Source organism: Amycolatopsis sp. NPDC049252 (assembly GCF_043197175.1).
In the GTDB taxonomy this organism is placed as follows: domain Bacteria; phylum Actinomycetota; class Actinomycetes; order Mycobacteriales; family Pseudonocardiaceae; genus Amycolatopsis.
In genome coordinates, this window is sequence record NZ_JBICSQ010000081.1 from 1 (window position 1) to 15,512 (window position 15,512).

The 15,512-nt window shown below is 71.9% G+C and carries 15 protein-coding genes; 8 read left to right on the forward strand and 7 right to left on the reverse strand.

What is annotated here, in order from left to right; genetic code table 11:
- On the reverse strand, positions 1–346 hold a 346-nt coding region (locus ACGFMK_RS41100; RefSeq protein WP_392774935.1), incomplete at its 3' end, for an SRPBCC domain-containing protein.
- A 1-nt stretch (position 347) separates the two neighbouring features.
- Positions 348–683, reverse strand: a complete 336-nt coding sequence (locus tag ACGFMK_RS41105) for an ArsR/SmtB family transcription factor (protein ID WP_392774937.1) — start codon at positions 681–683, stop codon at positions 348–350.
- 89 nt (positions 684–772) lie between these two features.
- Here ACGFMK_RS41105 and ACGFMK_RS41110 point away from each other — a divergent pair, with 89 nt between their 5' ends.
- The 6 genes from ACGFMK_RS41110 to ACGFMK_RS41135 all read left to right on the forward strand — a co-directional run bounded on the left by ACGFMK_RS41110 (position 773) and on the right by ACGFMK_RS41135 (position 6,957).
- Complete coding sequence (locus tag ACGFMK_RS41110) at positions 773–1,972, forward strand: ROK family protein (protein ID WP_392774939.1); 1,200 nt, start codon at positions 773–775, stop codon at positions 1,970–1,972.
- A gap of 144 nt (positions 1,973–2,116) precedes the next feature.
- Positions 2,117–3,145 (forward strand): ABC transporter substrate-binding protein, encoded by a 1,029-nt coding sequence (locus ACGFMK_RS41115; protein WP_392774942.1) that lies wholly within the window; start codon positions 2,117–2,119, stop codon positions 3,143–3,145.
- Positions 3,142–3,915 carry an ABC transporter ATP-binding protein gene (locus ACGFMK_RS41120; RefSeq protein WP_392774944.1) on the forward strand — a complete coding sequence of 258 codons (774 nt, stop codon included), beginning with the start codon at positions 3,142–3,144 and terminating at the stop codon, positions 3,913–3,915. Before ACGFMK_RS41115 ends, ACGFMK_RS41120 begins: the two co-directional genes overlap by 4 nt.
- Entirely contained in the window at positions 3,912–4,754 is an 843-nt protein-coding gene (locus tag ACGFMK_RS41125) for an ABC transporter permease (protein ID WP_392774946.1), read from the forward strand. The genes ACGFMK_RS41120 and ACGFMK_RS41125 overlap by 4 nt, the downstream gene beginning before the upstream one ends.
- Positions 4,751–6,064 (forward strand): LLM class flavin-dependent oxidoreductase, encoded by a 1,314-nt coding sequence (locus ACGFMK_RS41130; RefSeq protein ID WP_392774947.1) that lies wholly within the window; start codon positions 4,751–4,753, stop codon positions 6,062–6,064. The genes ACGFMK_RS41125 and ACGFMK_RS41130 overlap by 4 nt, the downstream gene beginning before the upstream one ends.
- A complete protein-coding gene (locus tag ACGFMK_RS41135) occupies positions 6,061–6,957 on the forward strand; it encodes a TauD/TfdA dioxygenase family protein (protein ID WP_392774949.1) in 897 nt (298 codons plus the stop codon). Before ACGFMK_RS41130 ends, ACGFMK_RS41135 begins: the two co-directional genes overlap by 4 nt.
- A 19-nt stretch (positions 6,958–6,976) precedes the next feature.
- Here ACGFMK_RS41135 and ACGFMK_RS41140 read toward each other — a convergent pair whose 3' ends face one another.
- Entirely contained in the window at positions 6,977–8,164 is a 1,188-nt protein-coding gene (locus tag ACGFMK_RS41140) for an amidohydrolase (RefSeq protein WP_392774951.1), read from the reverse strand.
- Positions 8,165–8,282: 118 nt separating this feature from the next.
- On the opposite strand from ACGFMK_RS41140, the gene ACGFMK_RS41145 reads away from it, so the two are divergent.
- Positions 8,283–9,371, forward strand: a complete 1,089-nt coding sequence (locus tag ACGFMK_RS41145) for a glutamate--cysteine ligase (protein WP_392774953.1) — start codon at positions 8,283–8,285, stop codon at positions 9,369–9,371.
- 6 nt (positions 9,372–9,377) lie between these two features.
- Here ACGFMK_RS41145 and ACGFMK_RS41150 read toward each other — a convergent pair whose 3' ends face one another.
- From ACGFMK_RS41150 to ACGFMK_RS41160, 3 genes are read right to left on the reverse strand one after another with little or no spacing between them, the layout of a single operon-like run.
- Positions 9,378–11,234, reverse strand: coding sequence for a CheR family methyltransferase (locus ACGFMK_RS41150; RefSeq protein WP_392774954.1), 1,857 nt, complete (start codon positions 11,232–11,234; stop codon positions 9,378–9,380).
- A gap of 10 nt (positions 11,235–11,244) precedes the next feature.
- Entirely contained in the window at positions 11,245–12,009 is a 765-nt protein-coding gene (locus tag ACGFMK_RS41155; RefSeq protein ID WP_392774956.1) for an ATP-binding protein, read from the reverse strand.
- On the reverse strand, positions 12,006–13,025 hold the full coding sequence (locus tag ACGFMK_RS41160) for a chemotaxis protein CheB (RefSeq protein WP_392774958.1): 1,020 nt from the start codon (positions 13,023–13,025) through the stop codon (positions 12,006–12,008). The genes ACGFMK_RS41155 and ACGFMK_RS41160 overlap by 4 nt, the downstream gene beginning before the upstream one ends.
- A 311-nt stretch (positions 13,026–13,336) precedes the next feature.
- On the opposite strand from ACGFMK_RS41160, the gene ACGFMK_RS41165 reads away from it, so the two are divergent.
- On the forward strand, positions 13,337–13,696 hold the full coding sequence (locus ACGFMK_RS41165; RefSeq protein ID WP_392774960.1) for a hypothetical protein: 360 nt from the start codon (positions 13,337–13,339) through the stop codon (positions 13,694–13,696).
- A 155-nt stretch (positions 13,697–13,851) separates the two neighbouring features.
- Here the strand turns inward: ACGFMK_RS41165 and ACGFMK_RS41170 are convergent, their stop codons facing one another.
- Entirely contained in the window at positions 13,852–15,444 is a 1,593-nt protein-coding gene (locus ACGFMK_RS41170) for a phytoene desaturase family protein (RefSeq protein ID WP_392774962.1), read from the reverse strand.
- Positions 15,445–15,512 lie beyond the last annotated feature (68 nt).

Below are 15,512 nucleotides of genomic sequence, written 5' to 3' on the forward strand. Positions count from 1 at the left end.
ACGTGACGGTGGTGACCGGCACGTCGGCCTCCGGCACCGGGTCCGCGCCCTCGAACATCTCGGTGAAGACGAGCCTCTCGTCCGGCACGATTTCGCGGTACTCACCGTGGAACGCGACTTCGAAGCCCGCGTTCGCCTTGATCACGTACCGCCAGCGGCCGCCGGGACGCAGGTCCATCTCGACCTCGGTGGTCGTCCCCCGGTGCCCGGCCCACCAGCGCTTCACCAGCTCGGGTGTGGTCCACGCGCGGTAGACCAGGTGCTTCGGCGCGTTGAACTCGCGCGTGATCAGGATCTGTTCGTCCGTGGGCAGGGTGATCTTCGCACTGCTCGCCGTCTCCACCATGTCAGTCCTCCTGTTGTTTCAGTTCGTCCAGCACGTCGTCCAGCAGCTCGAAGCGTTCCGACCACGTCCGCTCGTAGCGCTTGACCCAGTCGTGGATGGGTTTCAGCGCGGCGCCGTTGAGCCGGTAGACGCGCTGGCGGCCGTCCTCGCGCACGTCCACCGCCCCCACCTCGCGCAGCACCCGCAGGTGCTTGGACACCTGCGGCTGGGCCAGCCCGAGCAGGCCGACGAGGTCGCCGACCGACCGTTCGCCGGCCATGAGCTCGTCGAGGATCTGCCGCCGCCGGGGTTCGGCGACCGCGTTGAAGGTGTCCGCCGTCGTCGCTGCTCGTGCCACGCGGCCATCATATGCCCATATGGGTATGCGTCAAGTCCTGCATCCTGGGCAGGCTGGGCTCGCGCCGCGACGTCTGCCACGATCGAGCCATGACGGCGGGGGCCGACGGTCCACAGAGGACGGACGCGCGCGGCGCCCGGCGCAGCGCCAGCGCCAGCGCGGTCCTGCGGGCGGTCCTCGACGACGGGCCGATCGCACGCAGCACCATCGCGCGGCGGACGGGACTGTCCGCGGCCGCCGTCACCGGGCACACCGCGGACCTGACGCGGCGGGGACTGCTGCGGGAACTCCCCGAAGCCGAGCCCCGCCGGAGCGTCGGACGGCCGCACGTGCCGGTCGACGTCGACACCGGGCACCACGTCGTCGGCGCGCTGCACCTGGCCGTGCACCACGCGACCGTCGCGCTGCTCGACGTCCGCGGCACTGTCCTGGTGCAGCACGAAGAACCGCACGACGGGCTGGCCGCCGAGGACCTGCTCGCGCGGGCCGCGGAGATCCTCGACGACCTCCTGCTGGGGCACGCGCCGGACCGCGAGCCGCTCGGGCTGGGCGTCGCCACCGGCGGCTGGGTCGACCGCGACTCCGGCACCGTCGTCGACCACCCGCTGCTCGGCTGGCGTGACGTCCCGGTGCGCGACCTGCTGACGGCGTCGACCGGGCTCACCGTGGCGGTCGACGGGCACGCGCGGTCGCTCGTGCACGCCGAACAGCTCTTCGGTCACCCGCGGGCGCGGGAAAGCGTCGTGCAGTTGTTCACCGGCAACGTCGTCGACGCGGCGTTCGCCACCGGTGCGGTGGTGCACCACGGCCCGCGCTCGGCGGCGGGCGCGGTCGCGCACCTGCCGGTCGACGACAGCACCGAACCCTGCCGCTGCGGGCGCACCGGCTGCCTGGAGGCGACCGTTTCGGAAGCGACGCTCGCGCGCAAAGCCGGCATGTCCTTTCCGGAATTGCTCGCGCTGGCGACGGACGGGGAAACCGCGGCGGTGCGGTTGTTCCAGGACCGCGCCCGGCTGATCGGCCAGGCGGCGGCGTTGCTGCTCGACTTGCTGAACCCGGCCGTGCTGGTGCTGGTCGACCGGAGTGTAGCCCAGGTGCCCGGCTGCCTTCCCGCTATCCGGGACGAGGTCCGCGCGCGCTCCCGCAGCTGCGCCGATCCGGCGGAAACCGTTGTGGCGACGAGTTTCCCGGGCACGGAACTGGCGATGGCCGGTGGTGCGGTACTGCTCGACGTCCTCTACGACGACCCGCTCGGTCCGCTTCTGACGCGGTTGTCCCGCGCCTCGTGAAGCGCGGGAGTTAATTCAGAAAGTCGCAAAGTTGACCGTGCTCGCGGCGGCTGCGAACAATTGTCGTATCCCCACCGGCGAACCCACCGGCCACCTCGGCCGGTGGTCGCGTCGTGCCGACTCCCGAGCCGAAAGAGCCCCACAGTGAAGAAAACTCTGCCCGCCGTCATCGCTGCTGCCGCCGCCGCGGTGCTGCTGTCCGGGTGCGCTTCGGCGACGGCCACCGGCACCCCCGGGCAACCCGAGAAGCTCGAACTCCGTTACCAGGGCAGCGCGAACTCCGTGACGCTGCCCGAGCTCGCCGAGAACCTGGGCTACTTCGGCCCGGTCAAGCTGAAGTGGGTCGGCAACACGATCAGCGGCCCGCAGGACATCCAGTCCGCGGCCACCGACCAGACCGACTTCGGCGGCGCGTTCACCGGCGCGGTCGTCAAGCTCGTCGAGGCCGGCGCGCCGGTCAAGGCGGTCGTCAACTACTACGGCTCCGACGAAAAGTCCTTCCTCGGCTTCTACACCAAGGACGACAGTCCGATCCGGACGGCGCGCGACCTGATCGGCAAGAAGGTCGGGGTCAACACCGCGGGCGCCAACCTCGAAGCCGTCCTCGACCTCTGGCTGCAGCGCCAGGGCCTGTCCGGCGACGAGATCAAGCAGGTGCAGCTCGTCGTCATCCCGCCGGTCAACGCCGAGCAGGCGCTGCGCAACGGCCAGCTCGACGTCGCGGCGCTGCAGGGCATCCTGCAGGACCACGCCGTCGCGGCCGGCGGCGTGCGCCCGCTCTTCAGCGACGTCCAGGCGTTCGGGTCCTACAACGGCGGCCCGTACGTGCTGCGCACCGACTTCATCAAGAAGTACCCGGAGACCACGAAGATCTTCGTCTCGGGCGTGGCGCGGGCGATCGAGTGGGAACGCACCACCCCGCGCGACCAGGTGATCGCCCGGTTCACCAAGATCATCCAGGGGCGCGGCCGCAACGAGAACACGAACACACTGCAGTACTGGAAGAGCGTCGGCGTCACCCACGGCGGCCTGATCTCCGACCAGGACTACACCCTCTGGTCGCCTTGGTTGAAGCAGCAAGGCCTCATCAAGGGCGACGCGCTGGACACCGGAAAGCTCTACACCAACGCGTTCAACCCCTACCGCGCCGGCGCCCCGGCGGTGACCAAGTGATCGAGATCCGGTCCGTCACCAAGACTTTCGGCGCGCTCACCGCGCTCGACGACATCTCCCTCGCCATCGCCGACGGCACGTTCCTGTCCCTGGTCGGGCCGAGCGGCTCGGGCAAGTCGACGCTGCTCGACCTGCTCGGCGGCCTCACCACCCCGACGTCCGGCGAGATCCTCATCGACGGCGAGCCGGTGCGCGGCCCCGGCCTCGACCGCGGGGTCGTCTTCCAGCAGTACGCGCTGTTCCCGTGGCGCACCGCTCGCGCCAACGTCGAGTTCGGCCTCGAAGGCGGCGCGCTCGGCAAGCGGCAGCGGGCCGAGCGGGCCCGCGAATACCTCGGCCTGGTCGGGCTTTCCGGCTTCGAGGACCGCTACCCGCACGAGCTGTCCGGCGGGATGAAGCAGCGCGTCGCCATCGCGCGCAGCCTCGCCTACGACCCCGCCGTGCTGCTGATGGACGAGCCGTTCGCCGCGCTCGACGCCCAGACCCGCGAGCAGCTGCAGGACGAGCTGCTGCGGATCTGGCGCCGCACCGGCAAGACGATCGTGTTCATCACCCACGGCATCGACGAAGCGGTCTACCTCGGGCAGCGGGTGGCGGTGCTGACCTCGCGGCCCGGGCGGCTCAAGGCCGTCGTCGACGTCGACCTCGGCGACCGCGCCGGCGACGTGCGCTCCTCGGCCGAGTTCGGGCGGCAGCGCCACCGGCTGTGGGAGCTGCTGCACGACGAGGTCCGCCGGGCCGCCGAGACTGAAAGGAGCGCCGTCGGATGACGACCACCCTCGAAGCACCCACTGTCCACACCGGACCCACGGAGCCGCCGCCCCGGCCGCGGCGGTTCACGAAGAAGCTGACCCGCGCGGTGCACGGCTCGGCCGCGGTCGTGCTGTTCGTGGCGCTCTGGGAACTGGTGCCGCGGTTCGTCCTCGACGAGAGCACCCGGACGTTCCTGCCGCCGCTTTCCGAAGACCTGCAGGCACTTTGGGAGCTCACGCTCGACGGCCAGCTCGCCGACCACCTGGTGGCCAGCATCGGCCGGTCGGCCGCCGGTTTCGCGATCGCCGTCGCCGTGGCGGTGCCGCTCGGGCTGCTGATCGGCTGGTACCGGCCGGTGGCGCGGTTCCTGCAGCCGCTGCTGGAGCTGGCCCGCAACACCGCCGCGCTCGCGCTGCTCCCGGTGTTCACGCTGCTGCTGGGCATCGGCGAGCTGTCGAAGGTCACGCTCGTGGTCTACGCCTGCGTGTGGCCGGTGCTGCTCAACACGATCGCCGGGGTCAACACCGTGGACCCGTTGCTGGTCAAGGCCGCGCGCTCGCTCGGGCTGTCCAGCCCGCGGCTGTTCCGGAAGGTGATCCTGCCCTCGGCGGTGCCCACGGTGTTCACCGGCATCCGGATGGCCGCCTCGTACTCGATCCTGGTGCTGGTCGCCGCCGAGATGGTCGGGGCGAAGGCCGGGCTCGGTTACCTGATCAACACGAGCCAGGTCAACTTCCAGATTCCCCAGATGTACGCCGGGATCATCGCGGTCTCGGTGCTCGGAGTGCTCGTGAACCAGGGTTTCGTCGTCCTCGAACGGCGGTTCTCGACCTGGCGTCCCAAGGAGAAGCCATGATGCACCTCAACGCGTTCGTGATGCCGAACGGCCACCACGAAGCCGCCTGGCGGCACCCTTCGACCGACCCGCACCGGGCCCGCACGCTGCAGCACTACGTCGACATCGCCCGGACGGCCGAGCGCGGCAAGCTCGACTCGCTGTTCCTCGCCGACGGCGTCGCGTTGTGGGGCAACGTGAAGCACAACTCGCACAGCCACTTCGAGCCGCTCACGCTGCTGTCCGCGCTCGCCGCGTCCACGGTCCACATCGGACTGATCGCGACGGCGTCGACGACCTACAACGAGCCCTACCACCTGGCCCGGAAGTTCGCCTCGCTCGACCACCTCTCCGGCGGCCGCGCGGGCTGGAACATCGTGACGTCGGCAGGCATCGACGAGGCACGCAACTTCAACCTGGCCAAGCGGCCGTCGCACTCCTCCCGCTACGAGCGGGCGGACGAGTTCATCGACGTCGTCAAGAAGCTCTGGGACAGCTGGGACGACGACGCCGCGCTGGTCGACCGGGAGACCGGCGTCTACGCCGACACCGACCGGATCCGCCCGATCGCGCACGACGGCGAGCACTTCCAGGTCCGCGGGCCGCTGAACATCGAGCGCCCGCCGCAGGGTCACCCGCTGCTCGTGCAGGCGGGGTCGTCGGAGACCGGCAAGGAGTACGCGGCCCGCCACGCCGAAGCCGTGTTCACGGCGCAGCAGACCTTCGCCGAGGGCAAGGCGTTCTACGACGACGTCAAGGGCCGGCTCGCCAAGTACGGCCGGACGCCGGACGAGATCAAGATCCTCCCGGGCATCTCGCCGATCCTCGGCCGCACCGAAGCCGAGGCGCGCCGGCGCGAAGCCGAGCTGAACGCGCTGATCACGCCGGAGTACGGGCTGCGGCAGCTGTCGAAGATGCTCGACCACGACGTCACCGGCTACCCGCTCGACGGTCCGCTGCCGGAGGTCGGCAGCTTCACCGAAGGCGGCCAGAGCCGCTTCGACCTGGTCGTCGGCCTGGCCCGGCGCGAAGACCTGACCATCCGGCAGCTGCTGGAGCGGCTGGCCGGCGGGCGCGGGCACCGGGTCTTCGCCGGGACACCGGTCCAGGTGGCCGACGAGCTCGAGGCCTGGTTCACCGGCGGCGCCGCGGACGGCTTCAACGTCATGCCGCCCACCCTGCCCGGCGGCCTCGACGACTTCGTCGACCTCGTCGTTCCCGAGCTGCAGCGGCGCGGACTGTTTCGCACCGACTACACCGGATCCACCCTGCGCGAGCACTACGGCCTCGCGCGTCCCGTCAACCGCAACCGAGTGAAGGAGCCCGCATGACCACCATCGGCACCGACGTCCGCAAGCTCACCGGGAGGATCGGCGCCGAGATCATCGGCTTCGACGTCGCCGGTGAACTCGACGCGGCCCAGATCGCCTTCCTGACCGACGCCCTGCACGAGCACAAGGCGCTGGTCTTCCGGAACGTCGAGCTCGACGACGAGGGCCAGCAGCGGTTCGCCGCCCGGTTCGGCGAGCTGACCAAGGCCCACCCGACCGTGCCCGCGGTCGACGGCGCCCCGACGATCCTGCCCGTGGACAGCGAGCAGGGCCGCGCCAACCACTGGCACACCGACGTCACCTTCGTGCTCAACCCGCCGAAGGCCAGCACCCTGCGCAGCCTCGTGGTGCCGCCCTACGGCGGGGAGACGCTGATCGCGAACGCCGGCGCGGCCTACCGCGACCTGCCGGAACCGCTGCGGGCGTTCGCGGACACGCTGCGCGCGGAGCACACCAACGACTACGACTACGTCCGGCCGCCGGAGACGCTGGACGAGAAGGAGCAGGCCCGGCGCGCGCAGTTCGTGTCGCGCAAGTACCGGACTCTGCACGCGGTGGTGCGGGTGCACCCGGCGACCGGCGAGCGCGGCCTGTTCATCGGCGGCTTCGCACAGCGGATCGCCGGGCTGTCGGTCGGCGAGTCGCGGGACCTGCTGCGGCTGCTGCAGTCCTACGTCACGCGGCCGGAGAACATCGTGCGCGTGGCGTGGGAGCCGAACCAGCTGGTGCTGTTCGACAACCGGATCACCCAGCACTACGCGATCGACAACTACGACGGCCTCCCCCGCCGCCTCAACCGGGTGACGGTGGCCGGCGACGTCCCGGCCGGCATCGACGGCACCCCGAGCGAGTCCCTGGAAGGCGACGCGTCGCACTACACCTCGGTGGCGTGACCCCGCGAGCGGAACGGGCTCAGTGCCCGTTCCGCTCCTGGGCGCGGAAGTAGTCCCAGGCCCGGCTGACGAGCGCGGGGTGCGTCCGCAGGTCGATCGCCGTGCGGGCCAGGGCCGAGGCCGACGCCAGCATCGCCGCGCGGCCGCGGGGGCTCGCCGCCGCTTCCGCGAACTCCCGGGTGTGGTCCGGGTACTCCTCGGCCGCGATCGCCACGAACGGGTGGATCGCCGGGACGCGGTGGCTGACGTCGCCGATGTCCGACGAGCCCAGGTACACCCCCGGCTCGGGCGGGCCGGCGTGGATGCCGCACGCGGCCAGGTGCTCGGTGAACCGCTCGGACAGCACCGGGTTGTCGCGGAAGTGCGCGTAGCCACGGCCGAGGCGTTCGACGTCCACCTTCGCGCCGGTCGCCAGGGCCGCGCCCTGTGCGCAGGTCGTGACGTCTTCGACCAGCCTGTCCAGGGCATCCGTGGTGAGCGCGCGGAGGCCGAAGTGGCCTTCGGCGCGGTCGGGGACCACGGTGGTCGCCCGGCCGCCGTCGGTGACGATGCCCTGCACGTGCGAGCCCGCGGGCAGCCGCTGGCGCAGGGCCGACAACGCGCCGAACGCCTGGATCAGCGCGGCGAGCGCGTCGACGCCGTGTTCCGGGTCGCCGGTCGGGTGGGCGGCACGGCCGTGGAAGGTGACCTTCAGCTCGACCCGCGCGGTCAGCGGCGCCCACGACCACGAGTGGACACCGGGGTGGACCATCAGGACGGCGTCGACGTCGTCGAAGATCCCGGCCTCGGCCAGCGCCTGCTTGCCACCGCCGCGTTCCTCGGCCGGCGCGCCCACGGCGAGCAGCGAGCCCCGGCTGTCGCCGAGCACGTCCTTCGCGGCCAGCGCGGCTCCGAGCCCGGCCGCCGCGACCAGGTTGTGGCCGGAGGCGTGCCCGAGGCCGGGCACCGCGTCGTACTCCAGCAGCAGCGCCACGCACGGACGTCCGCCGCCGGCGCGCGCGACGAACGCCGTGGGCATCCCGGCGGTGCCGGTCTCGACCTCGAAGCCGTCCGCGGCCAGCTCGCCGGTCAGCAGCCGCGCCGCGGCATGCTCCTCGAAGGACGGTTCCGGCCGCTCGTGCAGCGCGGTCGCCACGGCCCACAGCCGCTCGTCCCGGCGCTCCACGCACTCGTCGGCGCGCTCGTGCAGCTCCTCGTGCCACTCCATGCCACCGGAATACCCCCAGCGGGCCCGGTCACACAAGCGTAGTTGTCCGGACACGCGGTTTGCCCCATACCGCGTCCGGGTATCCAGCCGGTTCCCCCATCCCCCCAGGAGAACCCCGGTGACAGACCAGGTACTGACCTTCGGCGTCGAAGAGGAGTTCTTCGTCGTGGACCGGCGTGGACTGCTGTCGCACGCCGGCGACGACGTCGTCGACGCCGCGGAAGCGGCCGGCGGCGACCAAGGCGAGCTCCAGCACGAGCTCACGCGCACCCAGGCCGAAGCCGCCAGCGACGTCTGCCGGACCCATGCCGACGCCCTGCGCCAGCTGCGCGGGATGCGCGCCGACCTGGCCGCCGCGGCGGGCAAACGCCGGCTCCGCGTGCTGCCGAGCGGCTGCGCGCCGCTGTCCGAAGAGGACCCTCCGGTGATCACGCCGACGCCGCGCTACCAGCAGATGGCCGAACACTTCGGTGCCACCGCGCGGACGTCGCTCACCTGCGGCTGCCACGTGCACGTCGCGATCCCGGACAAGGAGACCGGGATCCGGGTGCTCGCCCGGCTCCGGCCGTGGCTGCCGGTGCTGCTCACCGTGACCGCCAACTCGCCGATCGCCGACGGCTACGACACCGGGTACCACAGCTGGCGCTACCAGCAGTGGAGCCGCTGGCCCTCGGCCGGCCCGCCGCCGCGGTTCGACTCCCTCGACGAGTACGAGAGCATCGTGGACGCGTGGCTGCGCGCGGGCTCGATCCTCGACCGCGGGATGGTCTACTGGGACGTCCGGCTCTCGGAGAACCAGCCGACCCTCGAGTTCCGCATCGCCGACGTCGCCGCGACGCCGGAGGACGCGGTCCTGCTCGCCGTGCTGGCGCGCGGGCTGGTGGCCACCGCGCTGGACGACGACGCTCCCCCGCCCGACCTGCCCAACGAGGTGCTGCGCGCCCAGCTCTGGCGGGCGTCCCGGGACGGTGTCACCGGCCGCTGCCCGCACCCGCGCACCGGCGACCTGGAGCCGGCGACGGCGGTGCTCGACGACCTGATCAAGCTGACGGGCCCGGCGCTCGAAGCGGCGGATGACCGGGAGTTCGCGCTGGAGGGGATCGCCCGCCTGGCCGCCGGAGAAGGCGGAGCCGACCGGCAGCGGCGCTCCTTCGCGAAGCGGCAGCGCGGGGAGGATGTCATCGACCTGCTGGCCGTGCCCGGCTGACCGGCGCTAACCGGGGCGGTCGGCCTCCTGCATCATCAGGAGCGCGCCCTGGCTCTGGCCGTTCGCGCCCCGCAGCGCGCTGCAGGTCAACCGGACCACGACCGCGCGGCCGCGGCGGTTGATCGCGTCCAGGGTCAGCTCGGCGATCGACTCGGCGTCGGACAGCGCGTCGCGGACCACCGGGCGCAGCTCGGCGAGCGGCAGGCCGATGTCCAGGTTCAGCAGGTGGGTGCCCTCGGCCTCTTCGCGGCGCACGCCCCAGAGTTCCTCGGCACCGCGGTTCCAGGCCTTGATCCGCATCTCCGTGTCGATCACGACGATCCCGGCCTGGATCGAGGTCAGCACCGACTCGAGGAACTCGTTCAGGTCGTCGAGCTCCAGGCCGCGGTCACGCAGGGCGTCGTTGATCGTCTGCAGCTCGTCGTTGGTGGAGTGCAGCTCCTCGTTCATGGTTTCGAGCTCTTCGTTGGTCGACTGGAGCTCTTCGTTGGTCGTCTCCAGCTCCTCCACCGTGGACTGGAGCTCCTCGTTCGTGGTCTCCAGCTCTTCGTTGGTCGACTGCAGCTCCTCGTAGGCCGACTCGAGCTGCCGGTTCGAGTGCTCGAGCTCGGTGAGCAGCAGCCGCGCCCAGCTGACGTCGTGGAACACCACCGACACGCCGAGCAGGCTCTTCTCCTTGCCCAGCAACGGGTTGACGTGCACCTCGTACCACACCACGTCCCCGGCGCGGCGCCATTCGACGTCCTTGATGCGCAGCGACCGGCGCTCCAGGCGGGCCTGTTCGACGTAGGGCCGCAGGGCTACCGGGCGGTAGGAGACGTCGAGGTCCCAGAGCTTGCGGCCGATGTCGCGTTCGGACAGTCCGAACGCGATCTCCGCCTGCTGGTTGATCAGCGCCGTGACCTCTTCGCCGGTCACCACGATCTGGGCGACCGGGCTGGCCGAGAACGCGTGCTCGCGCAGCTGGTCCAGCCCCGAGACGTCCGCGGGGCGCCGCGGCGGGTAACCGTGGGAGGCGAAGTGGCTGTACCCGACCGGCGAATTGGCCACCTTGCGGAACACCCGCCGCTTGAGGTCGAGCGGCTCGAAGATGCGGGTGTGGCTGAGCAGCATCTCGGCCTTGCCCAGGAACATCATGCCCCGCGGGGCGAGCGCGAAGTGGAACCGCTCGAGGATCTTCGTCTGGGTGTCGGCGTTGAAGTACATCAGCGTGTTGCGGCAGACCAGCAGGTCGATCCGCGAGATCGGGGCGTCCTGCACGAGGTCGTTGCGGCCGAAGATGACCGAGCGGCGCAGGTCCTTGCGGAAGCTGTACCGGCTGCCGTACTGCTCGAAGTACGCCTCGAGCTTGCCTTCCGGCAGTCCCTCGAGCTCGGCCGCGGTGTAGGACGCCTGCCGTGCCTGGGCGAGCGCCTCTTCGTCGACGTCGGTCGCGTAGATCTTGACCCGCTGGCGGAAGGCGTCGACACCGATCGCCTCGGCGAAGGCGATCGCGAGGCTGTAGGCCTCCTGGCCGGCCGCGCAGCCCGCGCTCCACACCCGGATCGGCTCCTCCGGGCTGCGTTCGGCCAGCAGCGCGGGGATCACCTGCTCCCGCAGGTAGTCCCAGGCGTCGGGGTCGCGGAAGAACCCCGTCACGTTGATCAGGATCGTGTTGAACAGCGCGACGAACTCGTCCGCGTTGACCTGGAGCTGGTCGATGTAGTCGGTGAAGGTGCCGGCACCGACCTGGCTCATCCGCCGCTGGACCCGCCGCATCAGGCTGGTGCGTTTGTAACCGGTGAAGTCGAAACCCCGGGACTCCTTCAGGTAGGCGAGCACCGATTCGAACTCGTCGTCGGCTTCCGGCCGGGGATCCGTCATCGGGGACACGCTACCCGTGCCGGCTCGCGGGCCGTCCGCGCCTGGTCAGCACCGCCCAGACCACCTTGCCGCCCGCCCAGGACCGGCTGCACCCCCACACCCGGGCGACCTGCGCGACCAGCCGCAGCCCGATGCCGGCCTCCCCGGGGTCGAGCCGCTCGTGGAGCACGGCCGGGTGCGGATCGTCGTCGCCGACCGCGACGGTGAACAGGCCACGCCGCAGCTCCAGCCGCAGCCGCGGCGCGGAGACCGTGTGCCGGATCGTGTTCTCGACCAGCTCGGTGGCGATGAGCCTGCCGTCCTCCTCGTACTCCGGCACACCCCACTGCGCGCAGACCCGGCTGACGAACTCCCGGGCGAGGGCGGAGGCATCGACGGTGGGCGCGAGCAGCTGCACCGCGCGGCGTCGCTGCGGATGGTCCCGGGCCCGCTCGGCCTTGCCGATGTCGGCGTGCACCGCCACGAACCGGTCGATCACGCGCTTTTCGAACAGCGCCAGGTGCTCCGGCCGCGTCGAGACGAGGGAGAAGGGGATGCCGGGCCAGTCGCTGATCCGCATGGCGATGACGGAGAAGACGCTCGCCAGGCCGGCGTCGCCGATGCGGAGGCCCTCGATGTCGGCGATCACGCCGTCCGGGGCGTCCGTGGCGATCTTGAGCAGGCCGTCACGCAGGTCCGGGTAGCTGTTCAGGTCGAGCGTCCCGGTCACCGTCACCACGGTCGAGCCGGGGCGGTTCTCCGGCACCAGGCTCACCGCCGTGGCGTTGCCGGTCATGAGGGCGGCCCGGTCTCCGGGTGCTGGGCGATGAGGAACCTCCGGAGGGTTTCGGCGGCGGTCGTGCATTCGCGCGCGGTCGTGTCGTACCGGCCGGTGAGCCCGGCCAGTCCGCGATGGGTCGAGTCGCGTTGCATGCGCCGGGCCAGCGCCGCCTTCTCGTCGAGGGAACGCAGCGCCGTCCACAGCGCCCGCTCGAACTCGGCGTCGTGGGCGCTCAGCAGCGCTTCGGCCGACCACGCGTGCCCGATGCGGCAGCGGTACCGCCCGTGCGGGTGGCCGATCTCCAGCAGCGTGCCCTGGCAGTCCGGGCAGCTGTACCCGGACGCCGGGGTCCCGTCGCCGGGCACCACCGCGTCCAGCCGGACGCTGTCGCGGGCGATCCGGTCCTCGAGCAGCAGATCCGGTGACGGCGGGTTTTCCGGGGCCCGCTCGATCGGGACGCGCACCAGCTTGTCGAGCACCTTGCCGAGCACTTCGGCGGAGTGGACGTGCTCGGTCGGGGTGAGGGCCAGGGCGTTCGCGGGCATCCCCGGGTAGAGCGCCTCCTCCGGGTCCTGGACCATCGCCAGGCCACCCCGCTCCACGACCGAGCAGAGCCCGGCCGCGCCGTCGTCGAGCGCGCCGGACAGCACGACGCCGATCGCCGCCGGGCCCGCGGTGACCGCCGCCGAGCGGAGGGTGGCGTTGACGGCGGGGCGGTGGCCGTTCTCGGTCGGGCCGTGGCTGAGCAGCAGGGTGCCGTCGTCGATGAGCAGGTGGAAGTCGGGCGGGGCCACGTGGATCACGCCCCTGGTCAGCGGCCCGCCGTGCTGCGCGGGCACGGACGGCAGGGCGCCGGCGCGGCTCAGGATCTGCGGCAGGGCGCTCGACGCGCCGGGCGAGAGGTGCATGACGACCAGGACCGCGGCCGGGAAGTCCGCCGGCAGGGCCCCGACCAGGCTGCGGAGCGCCTCGACGCCGCCCGCGGAGGCGCCGAGCACCACCACGTCACGCTGGAAGGGCACGTCGACCACCTCCTCACTCCCTCACGGTAGTCGCCTCGGCGTCGGCGGGTAACCGGGGCGGGCGGATCGAGACCCGGGCGCGCCCGGCTTGCCGACTTCTGTCCACTGTGGACGGCATGATCAGTCCACAGTGGACACCAGGTGCGGGTTTCATCCAGCTGATCGAATCACCACCCCGATCCGTGATTAAACATCACACGGACGGGGAAGATGGTGACAGTACCGACGTCCCGCAAGTGCCGGGGGGCACCGTGAGTGAACGCCGATCCATCCGAACGTGTAGTGGCCCGCGGACCCGGTCGTCCGGGACCCTTGACGGGATGTCTGAAGTCTCTGGACCCGACCGGCGGAGTACCGCCACCGTGCGCTGGCGTGCGTCGATCGGCTTGACCGTGGGCGCCGACGGCCCGGTGTCGAGCATCGTCGAGTCCGAACACGGCAGCGAGGGCTCCGCCCGCGCGTGGATCGAACGAAAGCTGCCCGGAACCCGCTTCCCCGCCTGGATCCCGGCGGCCCGCCGAGCGGACGGCGTCGAGTTGTTCGGCCGCGTCGCCCGGGGCCGGGTGGTCACGGGCCGCCTGGTCCCGACCTGGGAATCGGACCCGGCCACCGAAATCTGGCACGCGGACCGCACCGGCAGCGAGGTCCTCTGGCGCCGCTGCGCCGCCGAGGACCACTGACCACCCCGCCCCGCTTGTCACGGCGAAAAGCCGATCTTTCGTCGAGAAAGGATGCGTTTGTTGGGACCAGGGGTTTCACCATGTGGGTCGTGGTTTCGCCTGGTCCGGGAATGTGGACGGGCCCTTGACCTCTGGTGTAGCGCGAGCCGGGCGCCTCAGCTGTAGAGGGCTCGGTGGGCCGCTCTGATCACCGCCGCGTAGCCGCCGCCCAGTTTGCCCGCCCGGGCCAGGGCCGCTCGGGCCGCGTTGGCTCCTGGGCCGCCGTGGACCGCTCCGCCCGGGTGGGCCGAGGCGCCCGCCAGGTACAGGCGGTCGACCGGGGTGTCCGCGCGGCCCGTGCCCGGGACCGGGCGGAAGAACAGCTGCTGGTGGATGGCCGTCGTGCCGCCGTTGATCGCGCCGCCGACCAGGGCCGGGTTGTGCTCCGCCAGCTCCGCCGGGCCCTGGACATGGCGGTTCTTGATCAGGCCGGCGAACCCCGGCGCGTGCGCCTCGACCGTCTCCTCGATCCGCTTGACCCGCCGCTCCAAGGTGCCGCGGCCCGCCATCGAGCCCCGCGGCACGTGCGTGTAGGCCCAGGCCGCCTCGGTGCCCGCGGGCGAACGGTCCGGGTCGCTCGTCGTCATCTGGCCGAACAGCAGGAACGGACGGCGCGGCGTCCGGCCGCGCGCGAGCTCGCCGCCGAAGGCCGACAGGCCGTCGAGGTCCGTGCCGAGGTGGATCGTGCCCGCACCGCGCGCGTTTTCGGCCGTCCACGGCACCGGGCCGGACAGCGCCCAGTTCACCTTCACCGTGGCGCTGTCCCACTCGAACGTCCGCAGGTCGTCCAGCAGCCGGGACGGCAGCCACTCCGGCGCGACCAGCTCGCCGTACAGCACCGGCGCCGGCACGTCCGCGAGCACCGCGCGGTACGCCCGGACCGGATCACCCGCGGCGTCGCGCACGCCCAAAGCCCGTCCGCCGGCGACGAGCACCTCGCCGACCGGACGTCCACAGTGGACGGTGCCGCCGCGGGACTCCAGCCGGCGCACCAGCGCCGCGGTCAGCTCCCCCGCACCGCCCGCGGGCACCGGGAACCCGGTGTCCTGCCCGACCATCGCCAGCAGCCAGCCGAACACCGCGCTGCCCGCGTTGTCCACGGAAAGGTCGCTGTGCGCGGCGTTCCCGGCCAGCAGCAGCTTCGCGCCTTCGCCGGTGAACAGCTCGTCGGCGAGGCGCCGCGCGGGCAGCGTCAGCATCCGTGCCAGGCGCACCGCGTCGCCCGTGCCGGTGCGCCGCAGCAGCTTCAGCGCCGGGCGAACCGGCGGGAACGGCGTGAACAACGCGGCCAGCAGCGGGTCGCGCAGCTCCTGCCACTGCTCGGACAACCGCCGCCACGCGGCGCCGTCACCCGGCGCGAACTCGTCGACGGACGCCATGGTGCGATCGAGGGTGCGCGACAGCACCGCGCACCGGTCGTCGGGCAGCACGTGGGCGAGCACGTCGGGGGCGTGCCGCCACCGCAGGCCGTGCTCCTCGAGCTTGAGCCCCCGAAGCACCGGGGACACCGCGCCGAGCGGGTAGAACGAGCTGAACAGGTCGTTGTGGAAGCCGGGTTCGGTGAGCTCGGCGGTCTGGACCGCGCCGCCCGGCCGCTCCGTCGCCTCCAGGACCAGCACCGACCAGCCGGCGTCGGCCAGGAGGTTGGCCGCGACCAGGCCGTTGTGACCGGCGCCGATCACCACCGCGTCGGCGGCTTCCGTACTCACTCGGCCTCCCGGCTGATCGGGACTCGTGACTGGTCCCTCCAGCGTAGTGCGACCGGCGTCCGGACGGG